The sequence below is a fragment of the Algoriphagus persicinus genome (assembly GCF_035156415.1).
Lineage (GTDB): Bacteria > Bacteroidota > Bacteroidia > Cytophagales > Cyclobacteriaceae > Algoriphagus > Algoriphagus persicinus.
Genome location: NZ_JAYEEY010000001.1, coordinates 85,291 through 101,473, shown reverse-complemented (window position 1 = coordinate 101,473; position 16,183 = coordinate 85,291). Strand labels below are relative to the sequence as shown.

The following is a 16,183-nucleotide window of genomic DNA, read 5'->3' as shown; positions in this document are numbered from 1 at the left end:
ATGAAGCTACACAACAATACCATCCGCGGAGTTCATACCGCACTTACAGCAATTTTTGAAGAAGGCCAATATGCTGATAAAGTAATCGAGCGGACATTAAAGTCAAACCCAAAATGGGGTGCGCGTGATCGATCTTTTATTGCAGAGACTACTTATGAGATGGTTCGTTGGTGGCGACTGATCAATTATTTGAGCCCAAGCAAGGAGCCGTATGATCTTTTTGGAACCTACTGGCTGATGCAGGGGAATACCCTTCCACCATGGGAAGAGTTCGCAAAAATCAACCCCGAAAAAATCCAAGAAAAGTATGAAAAGCTGGATGACCCCGCCAAGTTGGAGTCAGTACCGGATTGGCTTTTTGACCTTGGTAAAAAGGAGCTGGGAGATAAATGGGAAGCAGAGCTCCACAGTTTGAATCAGGAGGCACAAGTAGTCTTACGTGTCAATACGCTCAAAATCACTCGCGAGCAACTGAAAAACAGATTGGCAGAAGATAACATTCACACACATATAATAAAAGGGTATCCTGATGCGCTGATCTTGGATGAACGTACGAATGTGTTTCGAAATGCTGCTTTTAAAGAAGGGATGTTTGAAGTGCAAGATGCTTCCTCGCAATTAGTCGCTGCAGCCCTCGCGGTAGAGCCGGGAATGCGAGTGATTGACGCTTGCGCAGGTGCTGGAGGTAAGTCACTTCATCTCGCAGCTCTGATGCAAAACAAAGGCAAGGTCCTTTCTTTGGATGTGGAAGAATGGAAACTACAGCAAACCAAGCTTAGAGCCCGTCGAGATGGGGTTTCTATTATAGAGCGTAAGGTGATCGAAGGATCCAAGACAATTAAGCGAATGAAAGAAACGGCTGACAGATTACTCTTAGACGTTCCTTGTTCAGGTTTGGGAGTTCTTCGCAGAAATCCTGATACCAAGTGGAAGCTCAGTGAGGAATCCATCGCTAAAGTACGGCAGACCCAGCAGGAAATTCTTCAAAGCTATTCATCAATGGTGAAGCCGGGTGGGCAAATGGTCTATGCTACTTGCAGTATTTTGCCATCCGAAAACCAGGATCAAATCGCCAAATTCCTGGCAAGTGAGGCTGGAAGGGAGTTCGAATTAATCGAAGATCAGAAAGTTTTGGCACAGGAAAGTGGCTTCGACGGGTTCTATATTGCCAGGCTACAGAAGAAGTAGATGTATTTCTTCTCAAACACGGCATTATTGAATTGATTTAATCTACCGAATTCAATTTCAGGATTTCTTCATTATTCATGTGTTTATAATTGAGTTTTATTGGTCACATGGAATCACGCAAAGTTGATAATCATCCCAGTGTGTGTCGCCTGCGTCATGCTCGATTTCATCAAATTACAATTTTGGTTTTGGTAGGAAATGTAGCTCTATTCCAAATTTATTTTGGAAGGGATTGGTTTGGCATTGAATTTTGTGTGTAACTTTGACGGGCAAATAGGGTTACCTCACACCAATATTTGCCATGAATAGAAATTCCGATAAGTTTCTCTACGAAGCACTCACCTACGACGACGTGCTTCTAGTCCCAGGTTATTCAGAAGTCCTTCCACGCGACACGAATACCTCTACACAACTCACCAAGAAAATCAGGCTAAACATTCCATTGGTTTCCGCTGCTATGGACACGGTCACTGAGGCTGAATTGGCTATAGCAATTGCTCTTGAAGGGGGACTTGGATTTGTTCACAAAAACATGTCCATTGATCAGCAAGCTGCACAAGTACGCAAAGTAAAGCGCTCGCAGGCAGGAATGATCCTTGATCCTATCACACTTCACATAGATGCAAAAGTTCGTGATGCTGAGCAAATCATGCGCGAATTTAACATTGGCGGAATCCCTGTAGTTGACGAAAACAAAGTCTTGAAAGGCATTATCACCAACCGTGACCTTCGCTTTATCAAGGATCAGAATCGTCCTATCCGTGAGATTATGACAATTGACAACCTGATTACAGCAAAATCGGGAGTTTCGCTGGAGCAGGCAGAGGAAATTCTACAGGAATATAAAATCGAAAAGCTTCCCATAGTAGATGATGAGTACAGACTAAGTGGACTGATTACCTATAAGGATATTCTCAAAAGAAAAGATAAGCCAAATGCGTGCAAGGATGAATACGGACGACTTCGGGTTGGAGCAGCAGTAGGTGTGACAGCAGATATTGTAGAGCGAGTAGAGGCATTGAAAAATGCAGGTGTGGACGTAGTTTCTATAGATACTGCTCATGGACATTCCAAGGGAGTAATCGAAGCCTGTAGAAAAATCAAAGCTGCTTTCCCAGATTTGGAGGTAATCGTAGGAAATATTGCTACTCCAGAAGCAGCTATAGCACTTGCTGATGCAGGAGCAGATGCAGTCAAAGTCGGAGTAGGACCAGGATCGATCTGCACTACTAGAATCATTGCCGGCGTAGGTGTCCCTCAATTGTCTGCTGTATTTGAATGCTCGGAAGCATTGAAGGGTCGTGGTGTACCTGTTATCGCAGATGGCGGGATACGCTACTCTGGTGATTTGGTGAAAGCTATCGCTGCTGGCGGAAGTTCTATTATGATCGGATCATTACTTGCGGGAACTGAAGAAGCACCGGGTGAAATGATTATTTTCCAAGGAAGAAAATTCAAATCCTATAGAGGTATGGGTTCACTGGAAGCAATGGAATCTGGTTCCAAAGACCGTTACTTCCAAGACGCAGAAGACAATATCAAAAAATTGGTTCCAGAAGGAATCGTAGGCCGGGTTCCTTTCAAAGGCTTGGTTTCCGAAGTTCTATATCAGCTTGTCGGTGGGCTACAAGCAGGAATGGGCTACTGTGGTACGCAGACTATCCAGGATCTTCAGAACAACGGCAAATTCGTAAAAATCACTGCTGCCGGTGTGAAAGAATCTCATCCACACGATGTAAGTGTAACCAGAGAAGCTCCAAACTATAGCCTCAAATCATAAATTAACTTGGATTTTATTAACCTACTGAGTAATACCCAAAAAGACCGGAAACTCCGGTCTTTTTGGGTAAATATGTTTTTCTACAAAAGAATTAAAAACAAGATCGGCTTTGGTAAAATATAGAGATGAGGCTACTTCGGTCTTCCTCCTAAGAGTTTACCTCGAAACTCACATCCCATTCTTCCACTAGTTTAACATAATTTTGAAATTCAGAGTGAAGCGGATTGATCAACAGATTATGTTCACTTGGATAGCTTTTAAGAGGAATTCGACAGGAAGGAATCTTTAAAACCGGAGAAATCATTCCTTTAGCCCAAGCCGTACCAAACTCCTGCGTCGATCGGGGGTGAGGTCTATTTTTCCAGTCAGAAGGCAAAAGCGTAGCGTCTAACTCTGGTATTGGTTCATTAATCTCAAGTACAACCAACATCCACTTGCTTTGTGTTACTACACTTCCTTTGATACTCAGAAGCTCCAGAAAATTTAGGGAGGCAACGCTACATCCGTAGATTATCGGAGTTCCATATTGATTCCATCTGCCAGCTCCCAGACCAAAGCCTAGTGAACTCCTACCCACAAGATTTTCAATTAGTCGAAAATACCTCACCATCTACAGAATAGATCCCCAAGTCATCGCTTCCATCGCTTCATCCACACGATCTATTCCATAGGGATTCTTCATCAATACAGATGGCTTTTGATCACCCAGGGATGTATTCTCAGTGTGAAGCCACTGTGAAAGCAACTCCTCCGTACCGAATATCCTGATGCCCTTTGCGATCACCTGATCCATCTCCAAAATATTTTTCGTAAGTACCTTGGTAAGCTTCCTGTCTTCCTTGCGCCACCGGGACAATGTACTAGGATCTACTTCTAGCATCTCTGACACATCCTGCTGGGTAAAGTCTAAAAAATCAAAAAGCTCACCTGTATCATGAAACGACACAGCCACCTCATAGGTCTCCATCGGCTCGCTAACCATTGAAAAAGTCTCGTGGAAAAAATAATAAGAATCATTGCCTGTGTGAATGGACTCAGTTCCCGCCTCACCAAATGATATTTTCCAAGTGTGTGTCATAGTTATTCATTTAACGCTCACTAATTTACAAAAAAATATTGCAAATACAATATTATATAATTGTATTTGCAATATTTTTATTTATGCTTAATCAAGCAGCTGTTTTATCTCATAATCTTGTAAGTGTGCGTTTAGCCAGCCTGCTTCTAGTGTAGCTCCATATTTTCTATAGAAATTGATCGCTGGCTCATTCCAATCGAGAACCTGCCACATCATTCCAGTGCAATTTTCCTCTAGGCCTTTCTTCATGATACGATCAAAAAGCAATTTTCCTGCACCATTTCCTCGTTCAGATTGAGTGACTACCAAATCTTCCAAGTAAATACGTCTGCCTTTCCACGTACTGTAGCGATAATAGTAAATAGCAATGCCGACAATTTCAGAAGTCTCATCCTTAACACAGACAAACATTCCGAATACAGGATTATTTCCAAATCCATCGGCTTCCATCATTGCAAGCGTATTTGTCACTTGCTCAGGAGCTTTCTCATAAAGAGCCAACTCATTTATCAATTCCAATACTTGAGGTAGGTCCTCAACTTGGCCTTCTCTTAATGTGTACATTTCAAATTTTATTAGGAGGTTATAATTTGGATTTTCATTTTAGGAAAGACTAAATTTAATCAAATCCGAGAAACAATGTTTTTAGCAATAGATGCGGGAAATTCTAATGTAGTTTTTGCGCTGTACGATGAAGTGAATGAAAGCTGGAAGAATCACTTTCGAGTCGAAACACAATCTTCCAAATTCGCCGGTCAACTTCACAAAAAAGTCCCCATGTATTTTTTGGAGCATGGTATCAGCCCCAGAGATATAAGGCAAATAGGTTTTAGCTCTGTAGTTCCTGAGGTAAATGATCAGATTCTGCAATTTTGCGAAAATTACATGGGGACAGAGCCTTATCTTATTTCCCCAGCTAGTTTTCAAAAACTTCCTGTAAAAAGTCTCCAACCAAATGAAATTGGAACCGACCTGATGTGTAACGTGATGGCAAGCTATGTGAAGTATGACAAAGCCCTGATCGTAGTTGATTTTGGTACCGCACTTACATTTACCGTCGTGGATTCCGATGGTGAAATCATAGGTGTAAATATCGTCCCGGGCCTCAAAACTGCTATCAAATCGCTATTTACCAACACATCCAAACTCCCTGATGTAGAACTCAAACTCCCAAAATCAGCTATTGGAAAAGACACTATCCATGCAATACAAGCTGGAGTACTTTACGGGTACTCAAGTTTGGTCAAAGGAATAATAGAAACGATCTCACTGGAAACAAAAATTGAATTTACTGTGATTGCTACAGGTGGTTTAGCAGAGATTTTGACACCTCTTGAAAAAGTCTTCGATGAAATCGATAGAAATCTGACACTTGAAGGTTTGAGATTAATTACACTAGCCAATCAATAAATGACCTCGCTACGCAAAAGCGAGTTTGGATCTGGACAGTTAGCCTTATATACACCAACTTCCCGCTTAGAACAGACGCCCGGAAAGTCACCTACATTCCCCATTAAATCCCACATCAACTGAAAATGTAAGTGGGGTGGCCAATCACCATTTTCAGGAAATGGCCCTACATGAGCAAGTAAATCACCGGCTTTTACTTCTTGACCTACTTCAAGGTTCTCTAGATCGGATAGAAAAAGATGACCGTAAAGCGAATAGAGCGTAGTTCCTAAGAGTTTATGTTCCAAAATAATAGTCGCACCATAATTCCCAAATCCTGCATTGTCCTGAAAGCTATGAATTCGCCCGAGGAAAGGGGAATAGACTTGCACCCCTGCCCCCGTCCAGATATCTATTCCTAGATGAATATTTCGAAAATCGGCCTCTGCGGTCGCAAATACAGCACTTCTACGGTAAATTGCCCTGTGTTCCAAATAACCACCGATGCCATATTTACTTCCTGAGTTTCGTAACTGCTGAGTCACATATGCATCAAATGAAGCAGTATTCCCCAAATCCAAGGCGTCCAGGTCTGAATTCTCCGCGCTGAAATCCAGCTTGACCGTATTTTCAAAATTCAGGTTCTCGCCCATGACAGGGAAAAAATCAATTTCATTCCAATTCATGCGGGGAAGATAGAAATATCATCTATTATTCTTAAGCTCCCAAACCCAAATTTAGCTAATTTCAGCCCATGAAAATTGACTTCCCTGCCCTAGTTGACATCCAAGCTGCACACGAACGTATCCAGCCTTTTATTCACCGAACTCCTATTATGACCTCATCAGCAATTAATGAAAATGCAGGGTGTGAAATATTTTTTAAGTGCGAAAACTTCCAAAAAGTGGGAGCATTTAAAGCACGGGGAGCGGCAAATGCTGTAATGAAACTTAGCGATACCCAACAAGCGAAAGGAGTAGCAACGCACAGTAGCGGAAATCATGCGGCAGCATTGGCTAGAGCGGCTACTCTGGCAGGAATCCCTTCCTACATCGTCATGCCCTCCAATGCTCCTGAAATCAAAAAGAAGGCCGTGAAAGGTTATGGCGGGATTATTATAGAATGTGAACCAACCCTAAAAGCCAGAGAAACTGCCCTGGAAGAAACCGTGAAAAAAACGGGAGCTACGTTTATCCCTCCATATGACAATATGGATGTAATAGAGGGACAAGCTACGTGTGCATTGGAGCTGATCGAGGATCAAGAAGATTTAGAGGTCATTCTGGCTCCTGTGGGTGGAGGTGGTTTACTTGGCGGGACTTCTTTGGCGGCACATTACTTAAACCCTAGTATTGTGGTCATCGGTACAGAACCACAAGGTGCTGATGATGCTTTTCAATCCTTCCATGCAAACAAATTAATTCCCCAAACTACTCCAAATACCATAGCTGATGGATTACGCACCTCACTGGGCGAATGGAATTTTAAATTGATCCAAACCTACGTATCTGACATCCTGTTAGCTTCAGATTCACAAATCATAGAAGCCATGCGCTTGATTTACGAGCGGATGAAAATAGTAATAGAACCCTCATGTGCTGTTCCTTTGGCTGCTTTACTGGCAAATCAAGATAAATTTAGAGGCAAAAAAGTCGGGATTATTCTTTCCGGTGGTAATGTGGATTTGGGGAAATTGCCTTTTTAGTAAAAGCTACTTCTTTCCCATAGCCTGATAGATAATATCATGGATATCTGTACGAATCCCTTCTCTTAGCAGCTTCGTATTAGTCGCGTCTGGATATACCCTATTGGAAAGGAACACATAAATCAAATTATTATCCGGGTCAGCCCATACACACGTGCCCGTGAACCCAGTGTGTCCAAAAGTAGATTTAGGAGCCAAATCTCCTGCAGATCCTCCACTCCCTACGTCAGTATTTGGCTTATCCCAGCCCCAGCCACGGCGGCTTTGACGAGATTGGTTTTTGGTGAATTTCATCACAGTCTCTGGCCGAATCAAATTTACACCACCATAGCTGCCTTCATTCAGCATCATTTGCATCATCACAGCTAGGTCATTTGCCTTGCCAAAAAGTCCCGCATGACCCGCTACTCCACCAAACATGGCTGCTCCGGGATCATGAACGTATCCCTGAACTAATCTTTTTCGAAATGTTATGTCATTTTCAGTTGGAGCTATGTTGTCAAGGGGCATTTTAAAAGCAGGATTGAACGTCATTGTATTCAGCCCTAGTGGATCATAGAAGTTTTGATCTAAAAATGTTTCCAATGGTTGATTCACTATTCTTTCTACCACTGCCTGCATCAAGTACATAGTGAGATCAGAGTACACGTATTTATGTTTACTGGCTCCTCGTGGAATAGGGGTAATCTTTGACTCTACTGTCCAATGCCAGATACTATCTCGGAGTGCGTCCATTCCAAACATGTCATTGGAAACTGCTCTGGAAAACCCTGGAGAAGCTGCAGGCTTATAATAATCTCCCCGCCATTGACCTGCTTCTACTGTCCGAGCATAATAGGGAATAAAGGCAATCAGACCTGCTTCATGGGCCATCACCTCACTAAGTACCATTTTCCCTTTATTTGTCCCTTTGAGTTCTGGTAGATAATCTTGCAGGGAATTTTTCATGTCCAACTCACCCCGGCTTTCCAGAAACATCACCGCTTGAGTAGTAGCCAAAACTTTGGTAATTGAGGCTAAATCATACACGGTTTCAGAATTCACCGCTGGGCTGGACTTATATTCTAGCTTACCATAAGATCTTTCAAAAACCACTTTTCCATCTTTCACTACCAGCACATTGGCACCTGGTGTAGCCTGTATCCTGATCGCCTTTTCGGCCACAGCATCAATTTTATCCAAGATCTTTCCGTCCAGACCAACGCTCTCTGGTGTACCATAAGATAGGCGATTAATAGGAGCCAGATAGCCACCTACACCTTGTGAGAATTGCTCATTTACGGTCACAGGCAGAATGCCATTTGCCGCTCTAGCACCAAATAGAATCTGAGGGGCAAGTTCCTGAGTTACTTTAGTATTCTCGTAGGCAAACACCACATTTCCTAGTCCCAGTAGTTGCTCGGAGGCGTATGCATTGCCGAAAAGCACCGTCACCACTTTCTGTCGTTTTGCTAAATCTTTGATCAACTGCATATCTGCAGGAGCCACGCCAAACTTTCGTCTTGGACTATTCGTCACGCCCATCAGCCCCACCACGACCACATCGTAGTCTTCCAGCTTTTTGAGGGTATTGTTATGGGTAGTTTCATTTGCAGCCTTGTCAATGCTAAAATGATCAAATTTGGTGTATTTGCTCAGATACTTCTGAAATTCCTTCCCCTCATCACCAATGCTTAAACTCGCGAAGTTTTTCAAATCTAGGTTCTTGAAAGGAAGTAAGTCATCCTTATTAGTCGCTACCGTAAATGCGTCTGCGTAAAGGCTCTCGATGATCGCATTGGTCTCAGGTGTATCTAGTCGCTCTACCAATCCGAATGTATTAATGGGCTTATAGGTATTCAATCCAGCCCAGTACTTCGCCATTAATATTTTTTTTACTCTTCGATCTATTTCTTGCTCCGAAATTATCCCATCAGCCACAGCCGCTTTGATGAGCCTTTTGGCTTTTGATACATCCTGAGAATACAACAACACATCATTTCCTGCCAATAAAGCCTTCAAATCCACTTCCCCCGGAGCATTTGCAATGGCAACGCCCTTCATATTGAGCGCGTCCGTAAAGATCAACCCCTGAAAATTCATCCGGTTTTGCAGCAAATCCGTTACGACTTTTTTGGAAAGGCTGGTAGCCATATTTCCAGCATCGTCTAGACTGGGCACATTTAAATGCGCTACCATCACAGACATTAAGTTTTCCTTGAAAAGCTCCTGATAAGGATATAAATCCACATCCCAAATCCGCTGCTCAGGATTCTTGATGACTGGCAAAGAATAGTGGCTATCTGCCTCAGTGTCGCCATGACCAGGAAAATGCTTGGCGTTAGCGATCACTCCATTCTCCTGAAGTCCTTTCATATACGAAACAGCACGCCTGGTCACCACATCTCTATCTCCCCCAAAGGCTCTATAGCCAATCACCGGGTTTTCAGGATTGGAATTCACATCTACCACAGGTGCGAAATTGATATGCATGCCTAGCTCCTTAAACTGTCGCGCAATTTCTTTCCCCATAGCATACACCAAATCTGGGTTTTGTACCGCTCCCAAAGTCATTGCCTTAGGAAAATCCGGAACAGAATCTAAGCGCATACTTATGCCCCATTCAGCATCCATGGCGATAAAAAGTGGCGTTTTGGATTGAGCTTGGTAGTAATTCGTCAAGCGAGCCTGTCGATCAGGTCCTCCCTGAAAAAAAATCAGACCTCCAAGATTCTCTGTATTTATAAGATTGCTGATTTCATCTACATGAGATTGATTTTTATTCGAGTAAGCGGCCACCATAAAAAGCTGCCCCAAACGCTCATCAAAAGTCATACTGTTAAAGACTGAATCCACCCAATTGATCTGCACCATCGGGTCAGCGGTAGACAGAGGATCCGCTACCATTAATGATTCATCAAGTTTCCCGGAGGAAAAAGTAAGCGCTATAATACCAACTGCGAAAACTCTCCAAAGCTTACTGCTCATATGTGAGTAAATTTTTAATCCTTAACTTTCTAAATAAATTTGTATCCGACCGATGCGATCCTCTTTAGCTTTTGCAAACCTACCAAGTTCCGGGGATACTCCTAAGTACGGAATTTGGAACTTATAAATTGAAGTTACTCAAAGATAAGGTAACATATTGCCCTAAATCAGGTTAAAAAGGTCATAAATTTGATATCAGGTCAATCTGCCGGAACTTATTCTCCCAGTATGCTTTTACTTAACGTGAAAGTTATATTTTAAATTACAACGTCATGAAATCGAGCATGTCTAAAGCGACACACAGAGAGATGATTATTCCCCATGCGAGATTCTATGTGCCCATTAAAAATAAAATTATAAACACATGAAATTCCCATCCGTCTTTCGTACAGCCGCCCCAATGAGATTTGATATCAAGCCTAGATATTACGATCCTGTGCGGGAGGAGATCGAACAAAGAACCTCCCAAATCAAAAAGGAATTGGAAGCTCAGGGACTTTTGGACAAAAGTGATGGGACTTCACGTGACATTGGCTCATATGGCGCTGGTATTCGGGGTTCTTTTGCTCAGCATAAGGGGATAAAAGAGCGAGGTGGTGTTAACATGTTTGCCTCCACAGCCATGATCCGAACACTCATTTTTCTATTACTCCTTGGGTCAATCTTCGGCTATGTGTATATGGGGCCAGTGATATTTGAATACATGGCGTATATGATTGCACTTGGAGCTGCGATCTATTTTTTCTTCAGGCTAAAACCCAAGAAGAAATATGAGTGATGTCATCCAACTCCTTCCCGATGCGATAGCTAATCAAATCGCAGCAGGAGAAGTAGTTCAAAGACCAGCATCCGCACTTAAGGAACTACTTGAAAATGCGGTGGACGCTGGCGCTACCCAAGTACAGGTGGTGGTAAAAGAATCCGGAAAGCAACTTATCCAAGTAATAGACAACGGAAAAGGCATGTCCGCTACTGATGCCCGCATGAGTTTTGAGCGGCATGCCACATCCAAAATCAGAAGTTCAGCAGATCTTTTTTCCATCAGAACATTCGGATTTCGTGGGGAAGCTCTGGCTTCCATTGCTGCGGTGGCTCAGGTAGAACTGAAAACCCGGCAAGCCGAAGCTGAACTCGGAACGCTGATACAAATCGAAGGCTCCGATGTGAAAAAACAGGAACCATTCGCAGGGAATGTGGGAACATCGGTTTCCATGAAAAATCTGTTTTACAATGTTCCTGCCCGAAGAAATTTTTTAAAGTCAAATCCTGTAGAAATGCGCCACATCGTGGATGAATTTCAGCGGGTAGCACTTTCGTATTCTGAAATTGGGTTTTCTCTATTTCAGCAAGATCTGGAAGTTTACAGCCTTACGCCAGGAAAGCTCAGCCAAAGAATTGTGGGCATTTTTGGTAAAAACTACCAAGCGCAACTCGTACCCTGTGAGGAGCTGACGCCGCATGTGAATGTGAAAGGCTATATTGGTAAGCCTGAAAACGCCAAGAAAACCCGCGGCGAACAGTTTTTTTTCGTAAACAATCGCTTCATCAGAAGCAGCTATCTTAATCACGCAGTAAGCTCAGCTTTCGAAGGGTTGCTTCAGCCGGATCAGCATCCATTCTATGTGCTTTTTTTGGAAATCGACCCTACTCATATTGATATCAATGTCCATCCTACAAAAACCGAAATCAAGTTTGACGATGAACGCACGATCTATGCGGTCCTTCGATCTGCAGTTAAACAGGCTTTGGGAGCGCATCACGTAGTTCCTTCTCTTGACTTCAGCTTGGATGTGAATTTCAACGAAAAGTGGGATAAGGACCCAGAGAAAAAAGCTCAGGTGGATCGAGAATACAGCTACAAATCATTCAATACCCCAGAATTCAAGCAAGCAAGTACTTCTGGCTGGGAAAAATTATTTGAAGGAAACCAACCATCAACCAGAGATATCAATCGGTTCACTCAAACCGATGAAACAGAAGTTTTAACTTTTGAAAGTAGAGCAAAGCCAGACGAAAACACTGAGTTTATCCCTGGACCAGCTGAGACCGAAGCCACGGGAGCTACTTTTCAAGTAGAGCTAAGCTATGTAGTCGCTCAGCTGTCCACTGGATTTCTGATCATCGATCAGCAGACAGCTCATGAGCGGATATTATATGAACGCTATTTGCGCCAGCTGAAACTCGCTCAAGGCACTTCTCAGCAATGCCTTTTCCCTCCTACCGTCAATCTCGGTCCTTCTGATTATGCCTTGGTGATGGATATTATGCCAGAACTTCACAGTTTGGGCTTTATGGTTTCTGAGTTTGGCAAAGACACAGTGCTTATTCAAGGAGTCCCGGCAGATATCCCCGTTAAAAATGAAAAGGAGCTTTTCGAAGGGCTTCTTGAGCAATACAAACATTTCAAAAGTGAGCTTTCGCTCGATACTAGAGAAAATCTAGCGCGATCTTTGGCGCGAAAATCGTCTTTGAAAAAAGGACAAAAACTGAATTCACAAGAAATGGAAACTTTGGTTGGGCAGCTCTTTGCCTGTCAAAATCCAAATTATGGATTAGGAGGAAACAAAACCTTCGTGAAATTAGATTTAACCAGTATTCATTCCTTCTTCGGCAAATAGCATGTTTAGAAATATTACACCGGTAGTTAAAAATCTACTTATTATCAATGTGGCATTACTTATCGTGTCTCAGTTTATCTTTCCTCAGCTGAATCAGTGGTTTGCACTTTACTACATTCATAGCCCTTATTTCAAGCCGTTTCAGTTTCTGACCTACATGTTTATGCATGCAGATTTCTGGCATTTGTTCGGCAACATGTTCGGTTTGCTGATTTTCGGACCTTTGCTAGAGCAGTTTTTGGGGCCAAAAAAACTACTAATCCTTTGGATGGTGTGTGGTATAGGATCAGGGGTTCTTTACTCAGGATATACTGCCTACAAAATGAATAATCTGGAGGAAAAAGTGGCCATGTTCCAAAACAATCCTGATCCAGACTCCTTCAATAAATTGGTGTTGGAAAACCGTGGGTTTTTCAAGCGGACGGTATTCGATTTTGTGGATGATTATAGCCGCAACCCAGATGACCCAAATAAAATCAGCCAGGCTAATCAAACTTTAGACGCAATTTTGGAGGTTCAGGGAAACGTTCCAATGGTGGGAGCTTCAGGGGCTCTTTTCGGGGTTTTGATCGCATTTGCGATGCTTTTCCCCAACACGCAATTATTTTTACTCTTCCCGCCGATTCCTATCAAAGCAAAATATATGGTGCTTTTCTACAGCCTTTACACCATATATAACGTATTTGTGAATAATCCGCTGGATAACGTTGCGCACTTTGCCCATCTCAGCGGACTGGTGATTGGTGGTGTTTTAGTTTACTTCTGGAAAAAAGACAGAAACAGTTTTTATTAATTATGCACGGTAACTTTTGGGATAATCTTCGAAACGCTTTTAAGCACAGCAACAACAGTCTTTATAAGCTGATTGCCATTAACATTTTGGTGTTTTTTGTAGTGCTTATTTTTCGGGTATTTATGACCATCGGAGGATTGGGAGACTTGTATTCTATCGCTCTGTCCTATCTAATGATGCCAGCGTCTCTACCTAAGCTAGCTTTCCAGCCATGGAGCATCTTCACCTACATGTTTTTGCATGAGGGAATATTCCACATTCTCTTCAACATGCTTTTCTTATTTTGGTTTGGTCAGCTGATTCATCAGTTTCTTGGAAGCCGAAAACTTGCCAATCTTTACATTCTTGGGGGATTAGCAGGAGCACTATTTTATGTATTGATTTATAATTTGGCTCCATATTTCAGCCAGTCTGTTGATGGTTCTCTGATGCTTGGTGCGAGTGCAGGAGTCTTTGCGATTGTAGTCGGTGCAGCTACGCTGAGCCCAAATACTACTTTTTTCTTGATTTTACTCGGTCCTGTGAAGATCAAATACATAGCAATATTCTATGTGATCCTTTCCTTTGCCAATTCCGCAGGAGCAAATGCAGGTGGCGAACTAGCGCACCTAGGTGGAGCATTGCTGGGCTATCTATACATCGTTCAGCTTCGCAAAGGAAACGATTGGGGACTGCCTGTGCAGAGAGTCGGAATCTTCTTTGAGGATCTCTTCTCCGGGAGAAAAAGTAATGTAAAAGTCTCCTACCGTAAAGCAAAAACCACTAGTGGTGGCGGATTCTCTTCTTTCAAAAAAGCATCAAAATCTACTTCTACGCAGGTTGGTTCAGACGAAGCAACTCAGGAGGAAATTGATAAGATCTTGGACAAAATCGCTGATCGGGGCTACGAAGCGCTGAATAAGGATGAGAAGCGGAAATTGTTTGAGTTTTCGAAAAAGTAGAAAAGACCGAAGACGGAAGTACGTAACCGTTCGTTGACTTCTAAATCTTCTCCAATTCTTGATTCTTATATCTAGGCTCTAGATTCTAAAATCTAATGTCTTGATACTTGCTACTCACTTATAATGGAATCGCCAATCCTACCCTAAATCCAACTTCTCTAGGATGTGGGCTTTGGAAACGGAATTCTGTACTTAAGCCAATAAATTCTGTCAAGTGTATATACGCTCCCACCCCAATATTTGCACCCTTCTGATTTCTTTTCGTGCCTGCCCCATCTGGTTGGGTATCTACCCAAGTCTGGCTATAGCCCGCCATGAAATACATCTGAGAAGGCCCATCGGATACATAATAGCGCAAATCGGCACTGAAATTACTTTCCTTACCTACTTCGGGAAAAACAAATGTATAACTCGGCATCAGCGCGAATTTGTCCGCAAAGAAATATTCGATTCCTGCTCCTGCTCCAAAGTTGTGGTATCGTAATCCATAAGTCCCATAGCCATGAAGCCGCATATTTCCCTGCTCCTGTGACTGCGCAGCTGAGGCAAATGAGATCATACAAACTGCACAAAAAATCAATAAAGCCTTTCGCATATTTTGAGAATGTTAAAATTAGAAAAGAATTTAGTTGACTTTAGCGTAGAAAGCAAATTCTATAGAGTGTTCAGTTCAGCCACCTCATTCTTATTCGCCAACTGTCCACAGGCAGCATCGATGTCCTGACCTCGGGATTTTCTGACTTTGGCAATAATTCCCTGAGATTCTAATATTCGCACATACATATCTACGGCTTCTTGCTTAGCCTGACGGAATTCTCCTTCGTCGATTGGGTTGTACTGGATCAGATTGACTTTGGAAGGGATGATTTTACAGAATTTTGCCAAAGCCCGGGCATGCCTTTCGTCGTCATTGATCCCATCCCAGATCACATATTCGTAGGTGACTTTGCGCTTGGTTTTTTCATACCAATACTTCAATGATTCTCCCAATTCCTCTACAGGATTGGTATCATTGATAGGCATCAGCATAGATCTGGTTTCGTTGATTGCAGAATGAAGCGAAACTGCTAAGTTGAAGCGAACTTCATCATCAGCGAGCTTACGGATCATTTTGGTCACACCCACAGTAGAAACAGTAATTCTTCGAGGAGCCATTCCCAGTCCTTCTGGAGAGGTGATTTTATCTATCGCTTCCAGCACATTCGCATAGTTTAGCAGCGGCTCACCCATTCCCATAAAAACAATATTGGTCAGGGGACGCTGGAAATATTCTTCCGCCTCATCTTTGATAGCCACCACCTGATCATAGATCTCATCAGGATTCAGGTTTCGCATGCGCTTCAATTTTCCCGTTGCACAAAAGTTACAGCTCAAACTGCATCCAACCTGAGAAGAAACACAGGCCGTAATTCGCTTAGTCGTAGGAATCAAAACTGACTCCACAATCATAGTATCGTAGAGTTTTACTGCATTTTTGATAGTTCCATCATTCGAATGCTGCATCAGATCAACCTGAATATGGTTGATTTCAAAATGCGTTTTGAGCATTTCCCGCGTACTCAGCGAGATATTGCTCATATCATCAAAGTTCTTCAGAGACTTATTCCACAGCCATTCATACACCTGCTTGGCGCGGAATTTCTTTTCCCCGTGAGCCAAAAAGAATTCTTCCAACTGGGTCAGAGATAGCTTACGGATGTCTTTTTTCTGAATTGCTTCCATAG

Annotated in this window: 15 protein-coding genes; 8 read left to right on the top strand and 7 right to left on the bottom strand. The window is 42.6% G+C overall.

Features of this window, described 5'->3' with window-relative positions:
* Positions 1-1,188, top strand: coding sequence for an RsmB/NOP family class I SAM-dependent RNA methyltransferase (locus U3A58_RS00405; protein WP_323821395.1), 1,188 nt, complete (start codon positions 1-3; stop codon positions 1,186-1,188).
* Between the two features lie 301 nt (positions 1,189-1,489).
* On the top strand, positions 1,490-2,968 hold the full coding sequence (gene guaB, locus U3A58_RS00400) for an IMP dehydrogenase (protein ID WP_323821394.1): 1,479 nt from the start codon (positions 1,490-1,492) through the stop codon (positions 2,966-2,968).
* A 148-nt stretch (positions 2,969-3,116) separates the two neighbouring features.
* Here the strand turns inward: guaB and U3A58_RS00395 are convergent, their stop codons facing one another.
* The 3 genes from U3A58_RS00395 to U3A58_RS00385 form a co-directional block, all read right to left on the bottom strand.
* On the bottom strand, positions 3,117-3,545 hold the full coding sequence (locus U3A58_RS00395) for an RES family NAD+ phosphorylase (RefSeq protein WP_323821393.1): 429 nt from the start codon (positions 3,543-3,545) through the stop codon (positions 3,117-3,119).
* Positions 3,546-3,578: 33 nt separating this feature from the next.
* Complete coding sequence (locus tag U3A58_RS00390) at positions 3,579-4,046, bottom strand: antitoxin Xre/MbcA/ParS toxin-binding domain-containing protein (RefSeq protein ID WP_323821392.1); 468 nt, start codon at positions 4,044-4,046, stop codon at positions 3,579-3,581.
* A gap of 87 nt (positions 4,047-4,133) precedes the next feature.
* Positions 4,134-4,610 carry a GNAT family N-acetyltransferase gene (locus tag U3A58_RS00385; protein ID WP_323821391.1) on the bottom strand — a complete coding sequence of 159 codons (477 nt, stop codon included), beginning with the start codon at positions 4,608-4,610 and terminating at the stop codon, positions 4,134-4,136.
* Positions 4,611-4,685: 75 nt separating this feature from the next.
* Here U3A58_RS00385 and U3A58_RS00380 point away from each other — a divergent pair, with 75 nt between their 5' ends.
* Complete coding sequence (locus U3A58_RS00380; RefSeq protein ID WP_323821390.1) at positions 4,686-5,456, top strand: type III pantothenate kinase; 771 nt, start codon at positions 4,686-4,688, stop codon at positions 5,454-5,456.
* Here U3A58_RS00380 and U3A58_RS00375 read toward each other — a convergent pair.
* The gene (locus U3A58_RS00375; protein ID WP_323821389.1) at positions 5,450-6,121 is read right to left on the bottom strand and encodes a peptidoglycan DD-metalloendopeptidase family protein; all 672 of its coding nucleotides are present in this window, start codon (positions 6,119-6,121) and stop codon (positions 5,450-5,452) included. The two genes, U3A58_RS00380 and U3A58_RS00375, sit on opposite strands and share 7 nt — an antisense overlap.
* A 68-nt stretch (positions 6,122-6,189) precedes the next feature.
* Here U3A58_RS00375 and U3A58_RS00370 point away from each other — a divergent pair, with 68 nt between their 5' ends.
* Positions 6,190-7,140 carry a pyridoxal-phosphate dependent enzyme gene (locus U3A58_RS00370; protein ID WP_323821388.1) on the top strand — a complete coding sequence of 317 codons (951 nt, stop codon included), beginning with the start codon at positions 6,190-6,192 and terminating at the stop codon, positions 7,138-7,140.
* A 6-nt stretch (positions 7,141-7,146) separates the two neighbouring features.
* Here U3A58_RS00370 and U3A58_RS00365 read toward each other — a convergent pair whose 3' ends face one another.
* Positions 7,147-10,107 carry a glycoside hydrolase family 3 N-terminal domain-containing protein gene (locus tag U3A58_RS00365; protein WP_323821387.1) on the bottom strand — a complete coding sequence of 987 codons (2,961 nt, stop codon included), beginning with the start codon at positions 10,105-10,107 and terminating at the stop codon, positions 7,147-7,149.
* Between the two features lie 364 nt (positions 10,108-10,471).
* Here U3A58_RS00365 and U3A58_RS00360 point away from each other — a divergent pair, with 364 nt between their 5' ends.
* From U3A58_RS00360 to U3A58_RS00345, 4 genes are read left to right on the top strand one after another with little or no spacing between them, the layout of a single operon-like run.
* Positions 10,472-10,885 carry a hypothetical protein gene (locus U3A58_RS00360; protein ID WP_323821386.1) on the top strand — a complete coding sequence of 138 codons (414 nt, stop codon included), beginning with the start codon at positions 10,472-10,474 and terminating at the stop codon, positions 10,883-10,885.
* Positions 10,878-12,725 (top strand): DNA mismatch repair endonuclease MutL, encoded by a 1,848-nt coding sequence (gene mutL, locus U3A58_RS00355; RefSeq protein ID WP_323821385.1) that lies wholly within the window; start codon positions 10,878-10,880, stop codon positions 12,723-12,725. Before U3A58_RS00360 ends, mutL begins: the two co-directional genes overlap by 8 nt.
* Position 12,726: 1 nt before the next feature.
* Positions 12,727-13,518: a rhomboid family intramembrane serine protease gene (locus U3A58_RS00350; protein ID WP_323821384.1), complete on the top strand. Its 792-nt coding sequence runs from the start codon at positions 12,727-12,729 to the stop codon at positions 13,516-13,518.
* A 2-nt stretch (positions 13,519-13,520) separates the two neighbouring features.
* Positions 13,521-14,459 (top strand): rhomboid family intramembrane serine protease, encoded by a 939-nt coding sequence (locus U3A58_RS00345; protein ID WP_323821383.1) that lies wholly within the window; start codon positions 13,521-13,523, stop codon positions 14,457-14,459.
* A gap of 118 nt (positions 14,460-14,577) precedes the next feature.
* On the opposite strand, the gene U3A58_RS00340 is transcribed toward U3A58_RS00345, so the two are convergent.
* Complete coding sequence (locus U3A58_RS00340; protein ID WP_323821382.1) at positions 14,578-15,054, bottom strand: outer membrane beta-barrel protein; 477 nt, start codon at positions 15,052-15,054, stop codon at positions 14,578-14,580.
* A gap of 59 nt (positions 15,055-15,113) precedes the next feature.
* A complete protein-coding gene (gene rlmN / locus U3A58_RS00335) occupies positions 15,114-16,181 on the bottom strand; it encodes a dual-specificity RNA methyltransferase RlmN (protein ID WP_323821381.1) in 1,068 nt (355 codons plus the stop codon).
* Positions 16,182-16,183 lie beyond the last annotated feature (2 nt).

Excerpts from the sequence above, each read along its gene's own strand:
- U3A58_RS00375 (WP_323821389.1), bottom strand. The coding sequence starts at position 6,121 with ATGAATTGGAATGAAATTGATTTTTTCCCTGTCATGGGCGAGAACCTG.
- U3A58_RS00365 (WP_323821387.1), bottom strand. The coding sequence starts at position 10,107 with ATGAGCAGTAAGCTTTGGAGAGTTTTCGCAGTTGGTATTATAGCGCTT.
- U3A58_RS00370 (WP_323821388.1), top strand. The coding sequence starts at position 6,190 with ATGAAAATTGACTTCCCTGCCCTAGTTGACATCCAAGCTGCACACGAA.
- U3A58_RS00405 (WP_323821395.1), top strand. The coding sequence starts at position 1 with ATGAAGCTACACAACAATACCATCCGCGGAGTTCATACCGCACTTACA.
- guaB (WP_323821394.1), top strand. The coding sequence starts at position 1,490 with ATGAATAGAAATTCCGATAAGTTTCTCTACGAAGCACTCACCTACGAC.
- U3A58_RS00345 (WP_323821383.1), top strand. The coding sequence starts at position 13,521 with ATGCACGGTAACTTTTGGGATAATCTTCGAAACGCTTTTAAGCACAGC.
- U3A58_RS00385 (WP_323821391.1), bottom strand. The coding sequence starts at position 4,610 with ATGTACACATTAAGAGAAGGCCAAGTTGAGGACCTACCTCAAGTATTG.
- rlmN (WP_323821381.1), bottom strand. The coding sequence starts at position 16,181 with ATGGAAGCAATTCAGAAAAAAGACATCCGTAAGCTATCTCTGACCCAG.
- U3A58_RS00350 (WP_323821384.1), top strand. The coding sequence starts at position 12,727 with ATGTTTAGAAATATTACACCGGTAGTTAAAAATCTACTTATTATCAAT.
- mutL (WP_323821385.1), top strand. The coding sequence starts at position 10,878 with ATGAGTGATGTCATCCAACTCCTTCCCGATGCGATAGCTAATCAAATC.
- U3A58_RS00340 (WP_323821382.1), bottom strand. The coding sequence starts at position 15,054 with ATGCGAAAGGCTTTATTGATTTTTTGTGCAGTTTGTATGATCTCATTT.
- U3A58_RS00390 (WP_323821392.1), bottom strand. The coding sequence starts at position 4,046 with ATGACACACACTTGGAAAATATCATTTGGTGAGGCGGGAACTGAGTCC.
- U3A58_RS00360 (WP_323821386.1), top strand. The coding sequence starts at position 10,472 with ATGAAATTCCCATCCGTCTTTCGTACAGCCGCCCCAATGAGATTTGAT.
- U3A58_RS00380 (WP_323821390.1), top strand. The coding sequence starts at position 4,686 with ATGTTTTTAGCAATAGATGCGGGAAATTCTAATGTAGTTTTTGCGCTG.